This window comes from Planococcus sp. RAB007_Raresut (genome assembly GCF_057369535.1).
The window spans coordinates 423867-440226 of record NZ_JBXYIF010000003.1; the positions used below are offsets into that span (position 1 = coordinate 423867).

Below are 16360 nucleotides of genomic sequence, written 5' to 3' on the forward strand. Positions count from 1 at the left end.
CGTTCGTTTTAAAAACGTCTGGTTTAAAACATTTAAGATTTGGAAATTTATAAAAGGCGGGGTGATTTTATGTGGGATTTTGCATTCATTGCACTTTATGCTTTAATCATTACCCTGGTCATTGAAATTGGAGTCATCCTATTCCATATGACCGGACTCGAGAAAGAAATTGCCCGCTACCAGGTTATCTCTATGCTGACTGGAACGGGTTTTACTACACAAGAATCCGCTTAAATCATCGATCATCCAATCAGGAGAAGAATCAGCAGCGGCCTGATCTTATTCGGCTATTTCTCATTAGCTGTAATTATTTCTTCCATCGCTACAATCCTTTCAAATGACCTTCGACTAGAACTGCTGTTCATCATTATTGTGATTTTAGCTGTATTCTTATTGATATTCAAAAACAATTTGGTGTTCAAAAAATTGGAAAATCGTTTCGAACATGAAATGGATACCGAATACAATCTTGAAGATTGGCCAATGAAGACAGCGCTTGCTCTCAACGAAGATGAGATGGTGGCTATTATCCAAATTAAAAATAAATCCGAATATATTGGTGAAAAAGGCAAAACTTTGGTCGAGGAAAATCTCGATGTTGTTCTTCTGATTATTAGAAGAGGAGATGAAATTCTGCGTTTTGATCTCTTTGAAGTGGAACTGCAGGAAGGGGATAAGATTATGATCATCGGTAAAGAAGACCATATTAAGGAAAGATACAAAGGGATGCTGTCGGAAGAAGAAACGTAAAATTCAATTGCATAGAAAGAAGTTGACCCGAGTCAAGGAAAATTCTAAAAATTAGGGTTAAGGTATAGACAGAGGTGATTTTATGAAGTCTATACTTATTATCATAGCCGTACTGTTGCTAACTGCATGCCAGAATTCCTCAGCAGTTATGACTTTGGAAGACGCGTCACCGGATCAGCTGATTTCGGCCACAAAGGCGGGACTAACCCTTGAATTGCTTCAAGATACTTTTCAAGAATCTCCTTCAATCCTGGAAACAACGTTAATGAACAATAGCTCTAAGGATTTTGAATTTGGAGACTATTATTACCTTGAAGTCGAAAAAGAAGGTGCCTGGTTCCTATTGGTGCATTCGGACGCGGTGTTTATCGAAAATCCAAAGTTAACAGATTTCGGAAGAGTGTTACCTGCTGGCAGCCAGGTCCAACAGTATTTCTCTATTGATATGCTCGGTTTAAAACTTCCGCCTGGACAGTACCGTGTGGTTAAAACATTTTTATCAAACTCACTTCCTTTCCAAGAAATTTCCTTAGCTGTTCCCTTTAAAGTGGAATAACACATAAAATAGCCGGATCAACTATCTACACGTTGATCTGGCTTTTTATTGAAACTTACATAAATTTAAGATGAGCTTTGTATAGCATGTGCTGATAAAGCTTTTTGAAATAAAAACGCCAATTCTTTTATCGCGTCCAACTCTTCTTTTTCATCTGGGAACAGATCCACTTTAACCACATGGTCAATTACAATTGAACCTCTGCTCTTGAATTCATTTTTCATTGTGTCGACAGCTTCGCAAAATTGAAAATAAGCCGTATCTCCCGAACCAAATAAACCGATTACTTTACCGTTTAAATCGACGTTTTGGAGATTATCATTGAATACATCCGTTTCAAAAGGCAAATCTCCATCATCATAAGTGTAGGTGCCGAACAGGATGCCATCATACTCCTTTAATTCCTTCACATCGACTTCGGTCATCTCCAGATTTTTTGAAGTAATATCAAGTACTTTCGTATCCAGATGCTGTTCCAGCAAAGACGCGATTTCTTCGGTATTTCCAGTGGAACTTGCGTACAGGATGAGCACTTTTTTCATCGTAAACACTCCTGTCAGATTCCTAAAACTTTATTCCTGTTAACTTAGTTTATAACGAATAAGCAGAGAAGAAATTGATGGCCGTCAAGTGGTCGGTCATTTAAAGAGAATCTTTATTCAATAAATGATTTTTGAATAATCAGATAATTAATGATAGTATTAGATAAACTAATATTTCAATAAAGATATTATATAAAAGGCAGGTGAAAAGAATGGCAGAAGCAATGAAAACAGTCATCTTTAAAATTGAACGCAGAGATCACCCCGACCAAAAACCATACTGGGAGAAATTTGAACTTCCATATCGAATGAACATGAATGTTATTTCAGCTTTGATGGAAATTCGTCGTAATCCTGTAAATATAGAGGGGAAGAAAACCACACCAGTTGCATGGGATATGAATTGCCTAGAGGAAGTATGCGGCGCATGTTCAATGGTTATCAATGGAAAAGCTCGTCAATCCTGCACAGCATTGGTCGATCAGCTGGAGCAGCCGATTAATCTGCAGCCAATGAAAACTTTTCCCGTAGTGCGTGATTTGGTCATTGACCGCAGTACGATGTTTACGACTTTAAAAAAATTGAAAGCATGGATTCCCATCGACGGAACTTATGATTTAGGAGAAGGACCGAGGATGCCTGAAAGAAAAAGGCAATGGGCTTATGAACTATCCAAATGCATGACTTGCGGTGTATGTTTGGAGGCATGTCCAAATGTAAACGATAAATCCGAGTTTATTGGGGCAGCACCAATCTCGCAGGTTCGTCTAATGAATGCACACCCAACAGGGGCTATGAACAAAGATGAACGATTGACCTTATTGATGGGCCCAGGAGGAATCCAGCAATGCGGTATGGCGCAAAACTGTGTAGAATCATGTCCTAAAGGGATTCCACTGACTACGTCCATTTCTGCCATGAACCGGGAAACAACCGTCCAAATGTTTCGGAACTTCTTTGGAAGCGATCGGATGGTGGATTAGTTTTAAAGCACTTAAAAAAGGGAAGTCTTATTGAAAGATCAAGAAGGAGGGATTATTGTGTCCATTGAAAATAAGCCAGAAGAAAAATATACGTCCCGCAATGAAAGGGAAGAAATCGGCCGACGGACCAACGCTGGTTTTGCAAGGGTAGAACGTGCTGAGTTTGAAGAAGGGGCAAGCGACATTCCGACAGGACCGGTAGGACAAAAACTAACGGAAGAAGAAATTCGCCGCCGTGTAGGTGAAGGGAATTTCGATACTGCGAAAGATGACCGCCAAACGAATTCGATCAATAGTTGAATAGTTACAAATAAAAGCTGGAACCGTCCGATAAAACGGACGGTTCCAGCTTTTTTAAGTTCTCTTAAAAAGTAAAGCCTTCAGGCATATTCAAAATAACAACTATCACATTTCGATTTTCAACTGACTGTTGCAAAACTTCTGCTTCCGCACGGCTGAAACCCAGCTCTTCGAATTGGTTGCGCAATACCGTTTCTTTTGGGCTCAACAAATTGGAAATGACAGAATCAATACCTTCTTCTTTCAAACCGAATTTATTGGCATTCGCCATTTTCACCAAGTCCTTAGTGCGTTTTGCATCGTCGGTGAAAATATACATATCTTTGGCCAACACACCCTCAGTTTTTAGATGTTCGATGTCCCTGATGGCTTCATCGTCATGACGATATTCCCGGTATGACAGAGTCATTTCTTCACCTCCAAGTTTTGTCGGAGCAAACCTGGTGCCAAGAATGACCAGATCAAGTGGGCTTCTTCTGGCGAGCGAGGAGAAATAACCGCTTTTTTTGGATATGGAGAAGATGGACTGAATTTTTCAATATGTTTTTTCACATAAGGATTCTGCTCAACAGCTTGCAAGTAAAGGTCTTGGGTAGCTCGAGAATGCATACTGTGTTTACGTGCAATCAGCCATTTGAACCATGTATAGAATGCATTATCCGAATAGTCGTCTTCATAATGGTGAATGAGGCTTTCTGCTTGCTGTAAACGGTCAAGCACAATCAATGATGAAACTGCTAAATAACGTGCTCCTTGGTGATCAGCCGGGTTAAGCTGCAGCAATCCCTGAAATTGGTCAAAAGCGTTTTCATACTCTTCATTTTCCCAATAATGAATTCCAAGCTGGAATACTGCCCGTAAATAAGGCCGGTTTGCAATATAGAGCCAAGAAACTTCCATTTCAGATTCGTAATTCAATTTACCGCTGGAAACTGCCTTTTCCAAAAGAGATTTTTTCACCTCAGACTCCATCTCCATTTCCGCCGCTAACAAGAAGCCATCCGGAAGTTGAGGGTCGTATTGTTGTAACGCTGTTATTTCTTCGGGCAACACACTTCCGATTCCTTTATCAAACAAACGATAAGCGAGAAGCTGAGCTTTTTCAGAATCTGATTTCGGTTCGTAAGGCTTTGCATGATAATATTCCATTTGGCGTTTCAATGCAGCTTCGCTGCTGATTTCCGCATGTTTTAAGTGCATGAAAAGCTGCCAGTTCTGCAATTCATTTGCCTTTGGATTTGTACCTACTTCAAACGCGTATTCCGCTTCTTTATCCTGATGGGCCACAGTTTCCATATAGAAACTCTGAAGATTATCCGCAAACAACTCGATATCTGCTGTGTCATTCTCAAAAACAGCAGCTAATTTTTCAGTATTCCAATCTAAGTCGATCAGATTCTGATTCATGCCGAATTGGACAGCCCCATCAATTGCAGCAGTCGGAACATGCGCAAGCGACAGCAGATAATGGTAAAAAGTTTCAATTAAGTCATCACTCTTTAAATCCTGGTCAATCATGAATTTTTCAAGTTGTTCAACGGATTCCAGTATTTCCGCAGGCACTTCATGGGCACCACGGAGACCACTGGAAAACATCTGATACACATTTATTATATTTTGCTTGTAAAAGGTTTGTTCGTTTTTTGCGCTGGATGTCCTGAACATTGTTTTCAACTTTTCAATTGTTTCCGGATTAACTTCAATTGAAGTCGTAACACTGTTCAAAACCATAAGAAAATGATTGCTGATACGCGCGTCAGGCAAATAGAATCCCATGGCGATATTTCCAGTTTCAACAGCGAAAGACTCATTAACATCTATTTCATAAACTTCCTGTGATAATAAGTCCCGCATTTGTGCCCTGTAATTTGAAATGGACAAAATTTCTCCTGCGAGATATTGAGGATTCTTCCACGATTCAAGAATACTGTTAATTTGTGAATGATGGTCCTGCTCAATTTTCGAATCAATATACCCGTTCCAAATATCGACATGTTCAGAAAAGAAATAAATATCACCAATAATTCCGCCTGACTTTTCTTCGCCATACAGTGGCACCAGTAAATCCTCGGTTTTATTTTTCCAGTCGAGCAACCCTTTTTGCTGAGAGGGGCGGGGGTGCGTGCTGAAGAATTCCTGAAGAATTCCCTGAAGAACCGTGTTTTGTTCTTGCCGGATGATTTTTTCAGAGTCATTAATTCCACAGCACTTTTTATATTTCTTTCCGCTTCCGCATGTACAAGAATCATTGCGTCCGATAGCTGCCGCTTTTCCTTTTTGGAATTTTGTCATTCTGCCGGCTCCGCAAGCAGAAGACGTTCCTCGTCACGGCTATGTATCGCGTTCACCACTAATAATGCATGAAATTGTTTCATCACTTCATAAGTCAATCCCTCTTCTTTAAGCATCTTTTTAATATCCTCTGCAATTATGCGCAGAAGATCATGATCGCGAGTCAATTTTGCTACAGTATCTTCAAGATTCGGATTATTTTCAAGCATTTCAAGATAGAATCCTTCTTCTTCCGCATCTGCATGGCTGATAATGCGGGTTTCCCAGTATTCAATCAGATGATCCGCTGCCTGTAAGGCTACTTCAAACTCTTTAGCTCTCAGTAAATCCTCTATTTCTTCTGTTTTAGCGATGGCTCCTGATAAAGCTCCTTCGTGAATAGCGTGGTGAGCGTGCAGTTGACGTAATGATGGTCCTGACATAATACTTCATCCTCTCTTTTTTTCCCCAGTATAGCATGGAAAAAAGCCGGTTTTTTCAGCTAGGGGCATTCCCTTACCGAAAGAGGGAAGTCCCTGATATGGTACAGCTATTTTTCGCTATAAGCTTTCTATATTGGGTCTAATAGACATGAAGCATTGCATTCAAATTCCTTCGGGGAGAGGATTATAAAAATGAAAAATCCAGTTTTATTGATTATAAGTACTTTAATGCTGGCATCTTGTGGCAATACCTCCGCTGATGCAAAAGATAAACTCCGGATTTCGGCAGCATCCAGCCTGTCTCAAACCATGGAGTCTATTGAAGAGGATTTTCGGAAAGAATACCCTGAAATCGATTTGGAGTTTAACTATGGATCATCCAGCAAGCTGAGAAATCAGCTGCAGCAAGGCGCTCCAGCAGATCTGTTTTTATCAGCGAGTGCAAAAGACATGGATCAACTGGTAAAGGAACGGATTGTAATAGAAGAAACGGTAAACGATTTCGCACAGAATCATTTGGTGCTAGCTTCGTCGGAGATATTTGAGAATGAAGATTTGAATTTGATCCTCTCTGGCAATGATCTGTTAATCGGAGTAGGAGAGCCGGACAGTGTTCCGCTTGGGTATTATACTAAAGAAGCACTGGCGGGTCTTGGGCTTTGGCAACTGGTTGAAAACAAAGTCATTTACGCTAAAGATGCACGACAAATTCTAAGCTATGTAGAAAGCGGGAACACTGATGTGGGGTTTGTATATTCTTCGGACGCCCGCATTTCTTCCGAGATCAAAACCATCATTAATGTGCCAGAGAATGGGCAGCAGATCATTTATCCCGCTGCTATAGTTGAAAGAACAGGTAACAGACAAGCAGCTGAAGATTTTCTTGATTTTTTGCTGAGCGATAAAGGTCAGCAAGTATTAGTGGAATATGGGTTTTCCGCTGCCAAAGGAGACTTGCCTTGATGCCATATGATATGTCCCCGTTTGTTTTATCTTTAAAAATTGCATCAATATCAACTCTTTTTGTATTTATCATCAGTATTTTGCTCGCCCGATGGATGGGCAGAAGAGATTTTTTCGGCAAAAGCTTAATCGAAGCATTGATCTTATTGCCACTGGTTCTGCCGCCGACTGTCATCGGTTTTGCGTTGATCTTTCTATTCGGAATTAATGGTCCATTAGGAATACTTTTGGAAGATTGGTTTGGCATACGGATTGTTTTTACTTGGGTCGGAGCGGTCATTGCCTCTTTTGTTGTCTCATTGCCTTTAATGTACCAAAGTACATTGGCTGCCTTTGAAAAAATCGATGCCCGATGGGAAAATGTAGCGCGAACGATGGGGATTTCAGAAATGCGAATATTCCTCACTATCACTTTTCCACTCGCGTGGCCTGGGATTTTCGCCGGTTTAATTCTGTCGTTTGCAAGAGGAATTGGAGAATTTGGTGCGACTTTGATGATTGCGGGTTATATACCCGGGGAAACGGAAACGGTGCCTCTTGCAATCTACTTCGCTTATGAAGCCGGGCAAATGGAAAAAGCGGCATTCTGGGTGATTATCATTTCTTCATTGGGCTTAGCCGTTATATCTTGGTTGAACTACTGGCGGAAAAAAAACAGTTTGCGTCTTGGAAGGGAGTAGGAAATTGCTGACAGTGAATATCAGGAAACAGCTTGAAAAATACGAACTCCTTATTCAATTTCAAATAAACAATGAAATTTTGGCACTGACAGGTCCTTCCGGTTCCGGAAAAACCACACTGCTGAACTGCATAGCAGGTATCACAAATCCGGACACTGGAGACATTTCTTTGAATGGACGAATGTTTTTCGCTCAGCAGAAAAAACCTTTGAAGATTCAAAAACGAAAAGTTGGATACTTATTTCAGGATTATGCGCTTTTTCCACATTTTACAGCAGAAAAAAACATTCTTTTCAGTTTATCAAGAGGCGCTGATCTCTCGCATATCAATGAATTGACAAAACTTCTTGGGATCAATGGAGTCTTAGCCAAATATCCTCACCAAATTTCGGGCGGTGAAAAACAGCGCGTTGCACTGGCACGGGCACTCGCTGCAAAACCCGATATGCTTCTATTGGATGAACCGTTTTCAGCACTGGATGATGAGACTCGGGACCGCTGCCATCAGGAATTATTACGCATCCATAAATCATGGGGAATTCCGATTATTCTTGTTACACACCGAAAAACAGATGCTGAAAAGTTAGCCGATCGAATAATCAAGTTAGATAAAGGACAAGTCATGGAACAATGGACAAAATAAGCATCTCTCTTCTATAGAAGAGAAATGCTTATTTTTTGATTTTTGGAACAAGGGTTTTCCAGTAGTTCAATAGGACTTTCCCTAATGGGAAGATCTGAACGGAAAATCCATAATGGGTTTATACGAATGATATAGAATTGATTCCCTTCAATAGTCTTTCATTCTGAGAAGGAGTGGTTACGAGGTTATGAAAAAAAGATTCGGATTTAACTTTTTTAAACCCATTGAAAGTTATTCAGGAAGCTGGTCCATACTCGAAGAAAAAAGCAGGGATTGGGAAAATATGTACCGCCAAAGATGGTCGCACGATAAAGTGGTCCGCACGACTCACGGCGTTAACTGTACAGGCTCATGCAGTTGGAAAGTTTTTGTGAAAAACGGAATCATCACATGGGAGAATCAGCAGATCGACTATCCCTCGTGTGGTCCGGACATGCCGGAATTTGAACCCCGCGGATGTCCGCGAGGAGCAACATTCTCTTGGTACGAATACAGTCCGCTTCGCGTGAAGTATCCATATATGCGCGGTCGTTTATGGCGTTTATGGAAAGCTGCGAGGAGTGCGCATGCAAATCCGGTAGAAGCATGGGCAAGTATAGTGGAAGATCCGGAAAAAGCGCAATTCTATAAATCTGCTCGCGGGAAAGGCGGGCATATCCGTGTGAACTGGGAAGACGCATTGGAATTGATAGCAGCTCAGCTGATTTATACGATCCAAAAATACGGTCCTGACAGAATAGCCGGCTTCACACCGATACCAGCAATGTCAATGGTCAGTTATGCATCTGGAGCTCGTTTCATTTCATTGCTTGGGGGACAGATGTTGAGTTTCTATGATTGGTATGCGGATCTTCCGCCCGCTTCTCCTCAAATTTGGGGAGAGCAAACAGATGTACCGGAATCTTCGGATTGGTACAACGCTGGATATTTGATGATGTGGGGTTCCAACGTTCCAATGACCCGTACTCCAGACGCCCATTTCATGACTGAAGTTCGTTATAAAGGAACAAAAGTGGTTTCCGTAGCACCGGATTTCGCTGAAAACGTTAAATTCGCGGACAACTGGCTTGCGCCGAATCCTGGAACTGATGCGGCACTTGCCCAAGCCATGACGCATGTAATATTGGATGAGTTCTACCAGCAGCGCCAAGAACCGATGTTCATCAATTACGCAAAACAATACACCGATATGCCATTTATGGTCTTGCTGGATCCCCACGAAGATACGCTAAAAGGCGGTCGTTTCTTGCGTGCAAGTGATTTAGGGGATGGTTCACAGCATTCAGACTGGAAACCGGTCATTTATGATGAAGCCGTTGATGGACTGATGGTTCCGAATGGCACCATGGGACAACGATGGGAAGAAGACAAAAAATGGAATCTGATTTTAGAGAATGAAGACGGCAGCACAGTCGAACCTGCTTTGACAATTGAAGGGCACGGGGAAGAATGGGTGGAGATCGCTTTCCCTTATTTCGATAATGCTGGTAACGGTGTATTCAAACGGGTTGTTCCGGCCAAAAAATTTGTTTTGGCTGACGGGACAGAACGATATGCATGTACAGTTTATGACTTGATGATGAGCCAATACGGTGTTGCACGAATCGACAGTCCATTGAACGCCAAAGATTATTTCGATGAAACTTCACATTATACGCCTGCTTGGCAGGAAAAAATCACTTCTGTCAAAGCATCGATCGTCGTACAGATCGCGCGTGAATTTGCTCAAAACTCAATCGATACAGGCGGTCGTTCAATGATCATCATGGGTGCAGGAATTAACCACTGGTTCAACAGTGATACAATTTACCGCTCCATCTTGAACCTTGTTGTTCTGACCGCTTCACAAGGCGTAAACGGAGGCGGATGGGCGCATTATGTCGGACAGGAAAAATGCCGTCCGATTGAAGGCTGGTCGACAATCGCCTTTGCTAAAGACTGGCAGGGACCTGCGCGGCTGCAAAATGCCACTTCATTCTTCTATTTTGCAACAGAGCAATGGAGATACGAAGAAAGCGGCACCGACAGCTTAAAATCGCCGACAGGCGGAGAAGTCAGCTATCAGCATCCAGCTGATTATAATGTTTTGGCTGCGCGATTGGGCTGGCTGCCATCTTATCCACAATTTGAAAAGAACAGTTTGTTGTTTGCAGAAGAAGCAGCGCAGCAAGGCAAAAAGTCGAATAAGGAAATCATCGACCATGCAGTTGAACAAGTCACTTCAAGAGAAACAAAATTCTCAATTGAAGATCCGGGCGCACCGGAAAACTTTCCGCGTTCACTGTTCATCTGGCGTTCGAACTTGATATCGAGTTCTGCAAAAGGACAGGAATATTTCATGAAGCATTTGCTTGGCGCATCCGATGGCCTGCTTGCTGAACCGAATACGGAAGAAAAACCGGAAGAGATCGTTTGGCGGGAAGATGTAGAAGGAAAGCTTGATTTAATGGTTGCGCTAGATTTCCGGATGACGTCAACACCGCTGTATGCAGATATCGTATTGCCAGCTGCCACCTGGTACGAAAAGACGGATTTATCTTCGACAGATATGCATCCGTTCGTCCATCCGTTCAATCCGGCGGTAAACCCGTTATGGGAATCCCGTTCCGACTGGGATATCTACAGCAAACTGGCTGAAAAATTCTCGGAAATGGCGAAAACACATTTGCCGGGAGTTTATAAAGACGTCGTTACGACGCCTCTTGCTCACGATACAGTCAGTGAAATTGCTCAGCCGATGGGGCTTGTAAAAGATTGGACTAAAGGTGAAATCGCTGCTGAACCAGGTAAAACTATGCCAAACTTCAGCATCGTTGAACGCGATTATACAAAAATCCATGATAAATACATTTCTTTAGGACCGAATTTGGTGGTCGGAAAAACCGGAGCACACGGTGTCAGCTTCTCAGTAGCTGATGAATATGAAGAGTTGAAACATATTAACGGAACATTCTTTGATGATTCCATCAAAAATGGTTTGCCGAAAATCCAGACGGCAAGACAAGTAGCAGATGCAATGTTGAATCTGTCTTCGGCGACAAATGGACGGGTGTCACAAAAAGCTTACGCGGAAGCTGAAAAAGATACAGGGGTCCAACTGAAAGATATTTCAGCCGATCGTGCTGCTGAAAAGATTACATTCCAGAGCATCACCGTTCAGCCGCGTGAAGTAATTCCGACACCGGTATTCAGTGGATCCAATAAAATGGGCCGCCGCTATTCACCTTTTACTACCAACATTGAAAGGCTCGTTCCATTCCGTACATTGACGGGAAGGCAGCATTTCTATATCGATCATGAAATCTTCCAGCAATACGGAGAAGCACTTCCGATTTATAAACCGACATTGCCGCCGATGGTTTTCGGAGCCAATGATAAGAAGATTAAAGGCGGAGTCGATTCGTTGGTCTTGCGTTATCTGACGCCGCACGGCAAATGGAATATCCACTCCACTTATCAGGACAATCAGCATATGCTGACATTGTTCCGTGGGGGACCGACAGTCTGGATCAACAATGAAGACGCCGCTTCCCACGATATCAATGATAATGACTGGCTTGAAGTCTATAACCGAAACGGTGTTGTCACTGCTAGAGCTGTAGTCAGCCACCGGATGCCAAGAGGCACGATGTTCATGTACCACGCACAGGACAAGCACATCAATGTACCAGGCTCTGAAATTACAGATACGCGCGGGGGAAGCCATAATGCACCGACACGAATCCACATGAAACCGACACAAATGGTCGGCGGCTATGCACAGCTCAGCTACGGATTCAATTATTACGGACCGATCGGCAATCAGCGCGACGTCTATGTAGCTGTTCGGAAAATGAAGGAGGTAGACTGGCTTGAAAATTAAAGCGCAAGTAGCAATGGTGATGAATCTTGATAAATGTATCGGCTGCCATACATGCAGTGTTACGTGTAAAACCACATGGACAAACCGGAAAGGCGCAGAATACATGTGGTTCAACAATGTGGAAACGAAACCCGGCATCGGGTATCCGAAACGTTGGGAAGATCAGGAGCTCTATAAAGGAGGCTGGCAGCTCCGCAAAGGGAAATTAGAACTCAAATCAGGGAACAAACTGTCCAAAGTTGCATTAGGGAAAATTTTCTATAATCCGGATATGCCGGAAATGAAAGATTATTATGAGCCTTGGACTTATAACTACGAACATTTGACGAATGCGGGGGAATCAGAACATTCTCCTGTAGCTCGTGCCCATTCCGCGATCACGGGAGAAAAAATGGATCTTGAATGGGGTCCGAACTGGGAAGATGACTTGGCAGGGGCACACATTACAGGGCCTTTGGATCCGAATATCCAGAAAATCGAAGAGGAAATCAAATTCAATTTCGAAAAATCCTTTATGATTTATTTGCCAAGACTATGTGAGCACTGTCTGAATCCAAGTTGTGTAGCTTCTTGTCCATCCGGAGCAATCTATAAGAGAGAAGAAGACGGAATTGTTCTTGTGGATCAGGAAGCATGCCGAGGCTGGCGTTATTGCATGACCGGCTGTCCGTATAAGAAAGTCTATTTCAACTGGCAGACAAACAAAGCGGAAAAATGCACATTCTGCTTCCCGCGTATTGAATCCGGCTTGCCGACCGTCTGCTCGGAAACATGCACCGGAAGAATTCGTTACCTCGGTGTCTTGCTTTATGACGCCGACCGGGTGTTGGAAGTAGCATCGACACCGGATGAAAAAGACCTTTATAAAGCACAATGCGATTTGTTTATCGATCCGTTTGATCCTGACATGATTGCACAAGCCCGCAAAGACGGAATTTCGGAAGATTGGATTGAAGCAGCACAGAACTCGCCGGTTTACAAACTGGCTATTGAACACCAATTGGCGTTCCCGCTCCATCCGGAATATCGGACGCTTCCGATGGTTTGGTATGTGCCGCCGCTCAGCCCGATCATGAATTATTTCGAAGGTAAAGATTCGATTAAAAATCCGGATATGATTTTCCCGGCAATTGAAGAAATGCGTACTCCTATTCAGTACTTGGCCAATATGCTGACTGCGGGGGATACCGTAACAGTCAAGCATTCACTTCAGCGGATGGCGATGATGCGTTCTTACATGCGTGCACTTTCGTCCGGCAAAGAATTTGATAACAGCCGTCTTGAACGTGTCGGCATGACGCCTCATCAAACAGAATCCATGTATCGTTTGCTGGCTATTGCAAAATACGAAGATCGCTTTGTTATCCCGAGCACTCACCGTGAAGGACGCGTCAATCCATATCGTGCTCAGGGCATGGAAGGATTTGACACGGACGGCATGGGAGGCTGGGGAACAGATTCCGGCGGCTCTTGTGACGGCTGTGGACCTGCCAGCCCGAGCCCGACTGGAACGGCAACCAAAACTGGCAAGGAAATTTATGAAGAGAACTTCTACGGAGGGATCTGGCGTGATTAACCTGGAAAAATTATATGACTTTAAAGAATCATTCGGGTTTTTTGCCCATCACTTAACTTATCCCGAAAAATTGGATTTCCATCCGCAAATGATTGAAGAGTCATTTGCGGAAGCCCATCCTGCTCTTGTGCATGTTAAAGAATATTGGGGGCAGATGCATGAGATCAGTTTGGATGAAATTCAAGAGATGTACACGGATACATTTGATTTTCAAAAAGACTGCACCTTATTTATGACTTATTTTAAATTTGAAGACGCCAAAGAACGTGGCCAGATGCTTGCCAAATTGAAAGTGCTGTATGAAATGTATGGGCTTGAAATGCCGGAATCGGAGCTGTCGGATTTTCTGCCGCTCATGTGTGAATTTCTGTATGCGGCGGAATGGCTCGGTGATCCCCGCTCTCCGCAGAGCTTCGGCTTGCTGATTGCTGTTCTTGAAGATGGAACCTATCACTTGCTTCAGTCTCTCGAAAAGCACGAAAGCCCATATTTCCACTTAGTCAAAGGCTTGCGGGAAACATTCAAGGCATGTATTGAACAGGAGGTTCAGGCATGAGTTGGATCAATCAATTTCTTTGGGTGGTTTTCCCTTACTTTTGCATCGCCGTATTTATTTTCGGACATATCTACAGGTACCGCGTCGATAAGTTCAGTTGGACCGCAAAATCCAGCGAATTCATCGAAAAAAAACAATTGATGATCGGGAGTCTGTTGTTTCATCTTGGAATCATTCCGGTGATTGCCGGTCATATCGGAGGACTGGCTGTGCCGAAATCCTGGATGCAGACAATTGGTGTCAACGATCACCTTTACCATATCGGCGCGCTTTATATCGGTGGGTTTTTCGGATTCGTGACACTGGCCGGAATGCTGATCCTGACATTCCGCCGCTTCTCCATAAGGAGTGTGCGTCAGTTAAGTTCATTTTCCGATTTAGCCGTAAATACCTTATTGCTTTTTATCGTCATAATGGGCATGTATGCAACCGTAGTGACAAATGCGGTACAGCCCGATTTTGATTATCGGTCGACAATTTCCGTCTGGTTCCGCGGTTTGTTCTTTTTAAACCCGAACGCGGCATTGATGACTGTGGTTCCACTGTCTTTTCAATTACATGTTTTAACAGGATTTGCGATTTTTGCTTTCTGGCCATTCACCAGACTCGTGCATGTTTGGAGTGTTCCATTGAATTATGTTGGGAGAAGTTATATTCTATACAGAAGACATAAACCAACCAATTGAAAAAGAGGGCTTCCTCTTTTTCTTTTTAAATAGGAGATAAAAATATGAAAAATAATGCGGATCACCAAACTCAAATCGATCAATTCCGTGCTGGCACAGGCTTTGATCTTGTCGCAATCGCCTTGATAGAACCGGCTGAAAATCAATATGTTTTAAAATGGAAATATACTTCCGGAAATACGAGCAGCCGGATTAAAAAAATTCTGCTGCAATCTGGAAAAGGGATAGCTGGTATGGTTTTTAAAACGGGGAAACCGTTGATAGTGAAGGACCGAGGCGACTTTGCTCAAAATGATGATTTATTCAACTTTCCGATACTGGTCTTTGAGAATTTGAGAAGTTTTGGAGCTGTACCGTTATGGCACAATGGGAGAGTTGCAGGCGTTTTGCTTGGTGGATACCGTGAGGAAGGATTAATGACAGAAGAAAAGATGGTGTTATTGATTCAGAAAGCTGCTTCAGGAATCGGAAATTTGGATGGAAAGGATTTGATCTTGCATTGATGCCGCCAAACACTGATTTTCAAAGTGAATTGATGTTGAAAATGTATGCAAACAGTTCTGAAGCCATCTTTTTTTTCGACAGGAATGGAAAGACGCTTTCCTTGAATCCTGCAGCGGAAAATATTATAGAAAAAGATGTGCTGGAGCAGCTGATTGCCGGAGCGGATTCAGCGATTTGTGAAGCTTGCAGAGGCTTTACGAGCGAATCGGAAAACCAAACATGCAAAAATTGTTTTTTTGAAAGTGTCCAACCTGAAAACTTTACGTCTTTTCAAATTCATTTGAAGACGAAAGGCAAAGGAGTGATTCCCTATACCGCCACTTTTCATACCATCGATACAGAAAGAGGTATCCGGGTTTTCATGCTGCGTGATCTGACGACCCAATTTGAAACTCAGAAGAAATTGCATCAAAACACCATGATGAGACATGTCATAGAAGCTCAGGAAAACGAAAGAAAACGCATTTCACGTGAATTACACGACAGTGTGGCGCAGGAGTTGCTGAGTGCTGTTGTGGAGTTGCGTGCTTTAAAGTACATGACAGGCGATCAAAAAGTGCTGGACAAGGCAGAAGATACCAAAGCTACTTTGACGCGCTTGCTGGATGATATCCGCAATCTGTCATTGGAATTGCGCCCGGCATCGCTGGATGATTTTGGACTGGAAGCCGCATTCCGCTCACACTTCAAGCGAATTGAAGAAAGTTACGGCATCAGTATCGAACTGATTTCTTCTATTAATAAGAAACGCTTTGAAAGTGAAATTGAAACAGTCTTTTACCGGATATGCCAGGAAGCTTTATTGAACTCCATCAAATATGCATTCGTCGAAGATCTAAAAGTTCATTTGTTTGAAAAAAATCATCATCTACATCTAATCGCTGTAGATGAAGGATTAGGTTTTAAAGAGGGCCAGTCACCGAAAGGTACGGGATTAGGCCTATTCGGAATGAGAGAACGCGCAGAATTGGTTAGCGGTAAAGTTGAAATCACATCCGAACTTGGGAAAGGGACGAAAGTGCATTTAAGTGTACCTTTATGAAAA

At 42.8% G+C, this 16360-nt stretch carries 18 protein-coding genes; 14 read left to right on the plus strand and 4 right to left on the minus strand.

Features of this window, described 5'->3' with window-relative positions:
* The first annotated feature begins 69 nt into the window (after positions 1 to 69).
* The 3 genes from AC2Q9J_RS08715 to AC2Q9J_RS08725 all read left to right on the plus strand — a co-directional run bounded on the left by AC2Q9J_RS08715 (position 70) and on the right by AC2Q9J_RS08725 (position 1306).
* Positions 70 to 234: a hypothetical protein gene (locus tag AC2Q9J_RS08715; protein WP_499039032.1), complete on the plus strand. Its 165-nt coding sequence runs from the start codon at positions 70 to 72 to the stop codon at positions 232 to 234.
* A gap of 192 nt (positions 235 to 426) precedes the next feature.
* A complete protein-coding gene (locus AC2Q9J_RS08720; RefSeq protein ID WP_499039033.1) occupies positions 427 to 750 on the plus strand; it encodes a TrkA C-terminal domain-containing protein in 324 nt (107 codons plus the stop codon).
* An 82-nt stretch (positions 751 to 832) separates the two neighbouring features.
* Positions 833 to 1306: an immunoglobulin-like domain-containing protein gene (locus AC2Q9J_RS08725; RefSeq protein ID WP_499039035.1), complete on the plus strand. Its 474-nt coding sequence runs from the start codon at positions 833 to 835 to the stop codon at positions 1304 to 1306.
* Positions 1307 to 1371: 65 nt separating this feature from the next.
* Here AC2Q9J_RS08725 and AC2Q9J_RS08730 read toward each other — a convergent pair whose 3' ends face one another.
* Complete coding sequence (locus tag AC2Q9J_RS08730) at positions 1372 to 1848, minus strand: flavodoxin (RefSeq protein ID WP_499039037.1); 477 nt, start codon at positions 1846 to 1848, stop codon at positions 1372 to 1374.
* 212 nt (positions 1849 to 2060) lie between these two features.
* On the opposite strand from AC2Q9J_RS08730, the gene sdhB reads away from it, so the two are divergent.
* Both sdhB and AC2Q9J_RS08740 read left to right on the plus strand, forming a co-directional pair.
* Positions 2061 to 2831, plus strand: a complete 771-nt coding sequence (gene sdhB, locus AC2Q9J_RS08735) for a succinate dehydrogenase iron-sulfur subunit (protein WP_499039038.1) — start codon at positions 2061 to 2063, stop codon at positions 2829 to 2831.
* 57 nt (positions 2832 to 2888) lie between these two features.
* On the plus strand, positions 2889 to 3131 hold the full coding sequence (locus tag AC2Q9J_RS08740; RefSeq protein ID WP_499039040.1) for a hypothetical protein: 243 nt from the start codon (positions 2889 to 2891) through the stop codon (positions 3129 to 3131).
* Positions 3132 to 3195: 64 nt separating this feature from the next.
* Here AC2Q9J_RS08740 and AC2Q9J_RS08745 read toward each other — a convergent pair whose 3' ends face one another.
* Genes AC2Q9J_RS08745 through AC2Q9J_RS08755 form a run of 3 tightly spaced genes read right to left on the minus strand, consistent with a single transcriptional unit; the run spans position 3196 to position 5845 of the window.
* Entirely contained in the window at positions 3196 to 3540 is a 345-nt protein-coding gene (locus AC2Q9J_RS08745; protein ID WP_499039042.1) for a YflT domain-containing protein, read from the minus strand.
* Entirely contained in the window at positions 3537 to 5423 is a 1887-nt protein-coding gene (locus AC2Q9J_RS08750; RefSeq protein WP_499039044.1) for an SEC-C metal-binding domain-containing protein, read from the minus strand. Before AC2Q9J_RS08750 ends, AC2Q9J_RS08745 begins: the two co-directional genes overlap by 4 nt.
* On the minus strand, positions 5420 to 5845 hold the full coding sequence (locus tag AC2Q9J_RS08755) for a hypothetical protein (RefSeq protein WP_499039046.1): 426 nt from the start codon (positions 5843 to 5845) through the stop codon (positions 5420 to 5422). Before AC2Q9J_RS08755 ends, AC2Q9J_RS08750 begins: the two co-directional genes overlap by 4 nt.
* A gap of 192 nt (positions 5846 to 6037) precedes the next feature.
* Between AC2Q9J_RS08755 and modA the strand changes: the two genes are divergently transcribed.
* The 9 genes from modA (at position 6038) to AC2Q9J_RS08800 (ending at position 16357) form a co-directional block, all read left to right on the plus strand.
* The gene (modA, locus tag AC2Q9J_RS08760; protein ID WP_499039048.1) at positions 6038 to 6808 is read left to right on the plus strand and encodes a molybdate ABC transporter substrate-binding protein; all 771 of its coding nucleotides are present in this window, start codon (positions 6038 to 6040) and stop codon (positions 6806 to 6808) included.
* On the plus strand, positions 6808 to 7488 hold the full coding sequence (gene modB, locus AC2Q9J_RS08765; protein ID WP_499039050.1) for a molybdate ABC transporter permease subunit: 681 nt from the start codon (positions 6808 to 6810) through the stop codon (positions 7486 to 7488). Before modA ends, modB begins: the two co-directional genes overlap by 1 nt.
* Positions 7489 to 7492: 4 nt before the next feature.
* A complete protein-coding gene (locus AC2Q9J_RS08770) occupies positions 7493 to 8131 on the plus strand; it encodes an ATP-binding cassette domain-containing protein (protein ID WP_499039052.1) in 639 nt (212 codons plus the stop codon).
* 187 nt (positions 8132 to 8318) lie between these two features.
* The gene (locus AC2Q9J_RS08775; protein WP_499039054.1) at positions 8319 to 11993 is read left to right on the plus strand and encodes a nitrate reductase subunit alpha; all 3675 of its coding nucleotides are present in this window, start codon (positions 8319 to 8321) and stop codon (positions 11991 to 11993) included.
* Positions 11983 to 13569, plus strand: a complete 1587-nt coding sequence (gene narH / locus AC2Q9J_RS08780; protein WP_499039057.1) for a nitrate reductase subunit beta — start codon at positions 11983 to 11985, stop codon at positions 13567 to 13569. Before AC2Q9J_RS08775 ends, narH begins: the two co-directional genes overlap by 11 nt.
* Entirely contained in the window at positions 13562 to 14125 is a 564-nt protein-coding gene (gene narJ / locus AC2Q9J_RS08785) for a nitrate reductase molybdenum cofactor assembly chaperone (protein WP_499039059.1), read from the plus strand. The genes narH and narJ overlap by 8 nt, the downstream gene beginning before the upstream one ends.
* Positions 14122 to 14811 carry a respiratory nitrate reductase subunit gamma gene (gene narI, locus AC2Q9J_RS08790; RefSeq protein ID WP_499039061.1) on the plus strand — a complete coding sequence of 230 codons (690 nt, stop codon included), beginning with the start codon at positions 14122 to 14124 and terminating at the stop codon, positions 14809 to 14811. The genes narJ and narI overlap by 4 nt, the downstream gene beginning before the upstream one ends.
* 44 nt (positions 14812 to 14855) lie before the next feature.
* Positions 14856 to 15314, plus strand: coding sequence for a GAF domain-containing protein (locus AC2Q9J_RS08795; RefSeq protein ID WP_499039063.1), 459 nt, complete (start codon positions 14856 to 14858; stop codon positions 15312 to 15314).
* Entirely contained in the window at positions 15314 to 16357 is a 1044-nt protein-coding gene (locus AC2Q9J_RS08800; RefSeq protein ID WP_499039136.1) for a sensor histidine kinase, read from the plus strand. Before AC2Q9J_RS08795 ends, AC2Q9J_RS08800 begins: the two co-directional genes overlap by 1 nt.
* Positions 16358 to 16360: the final 3 nt, after the last annotated feature.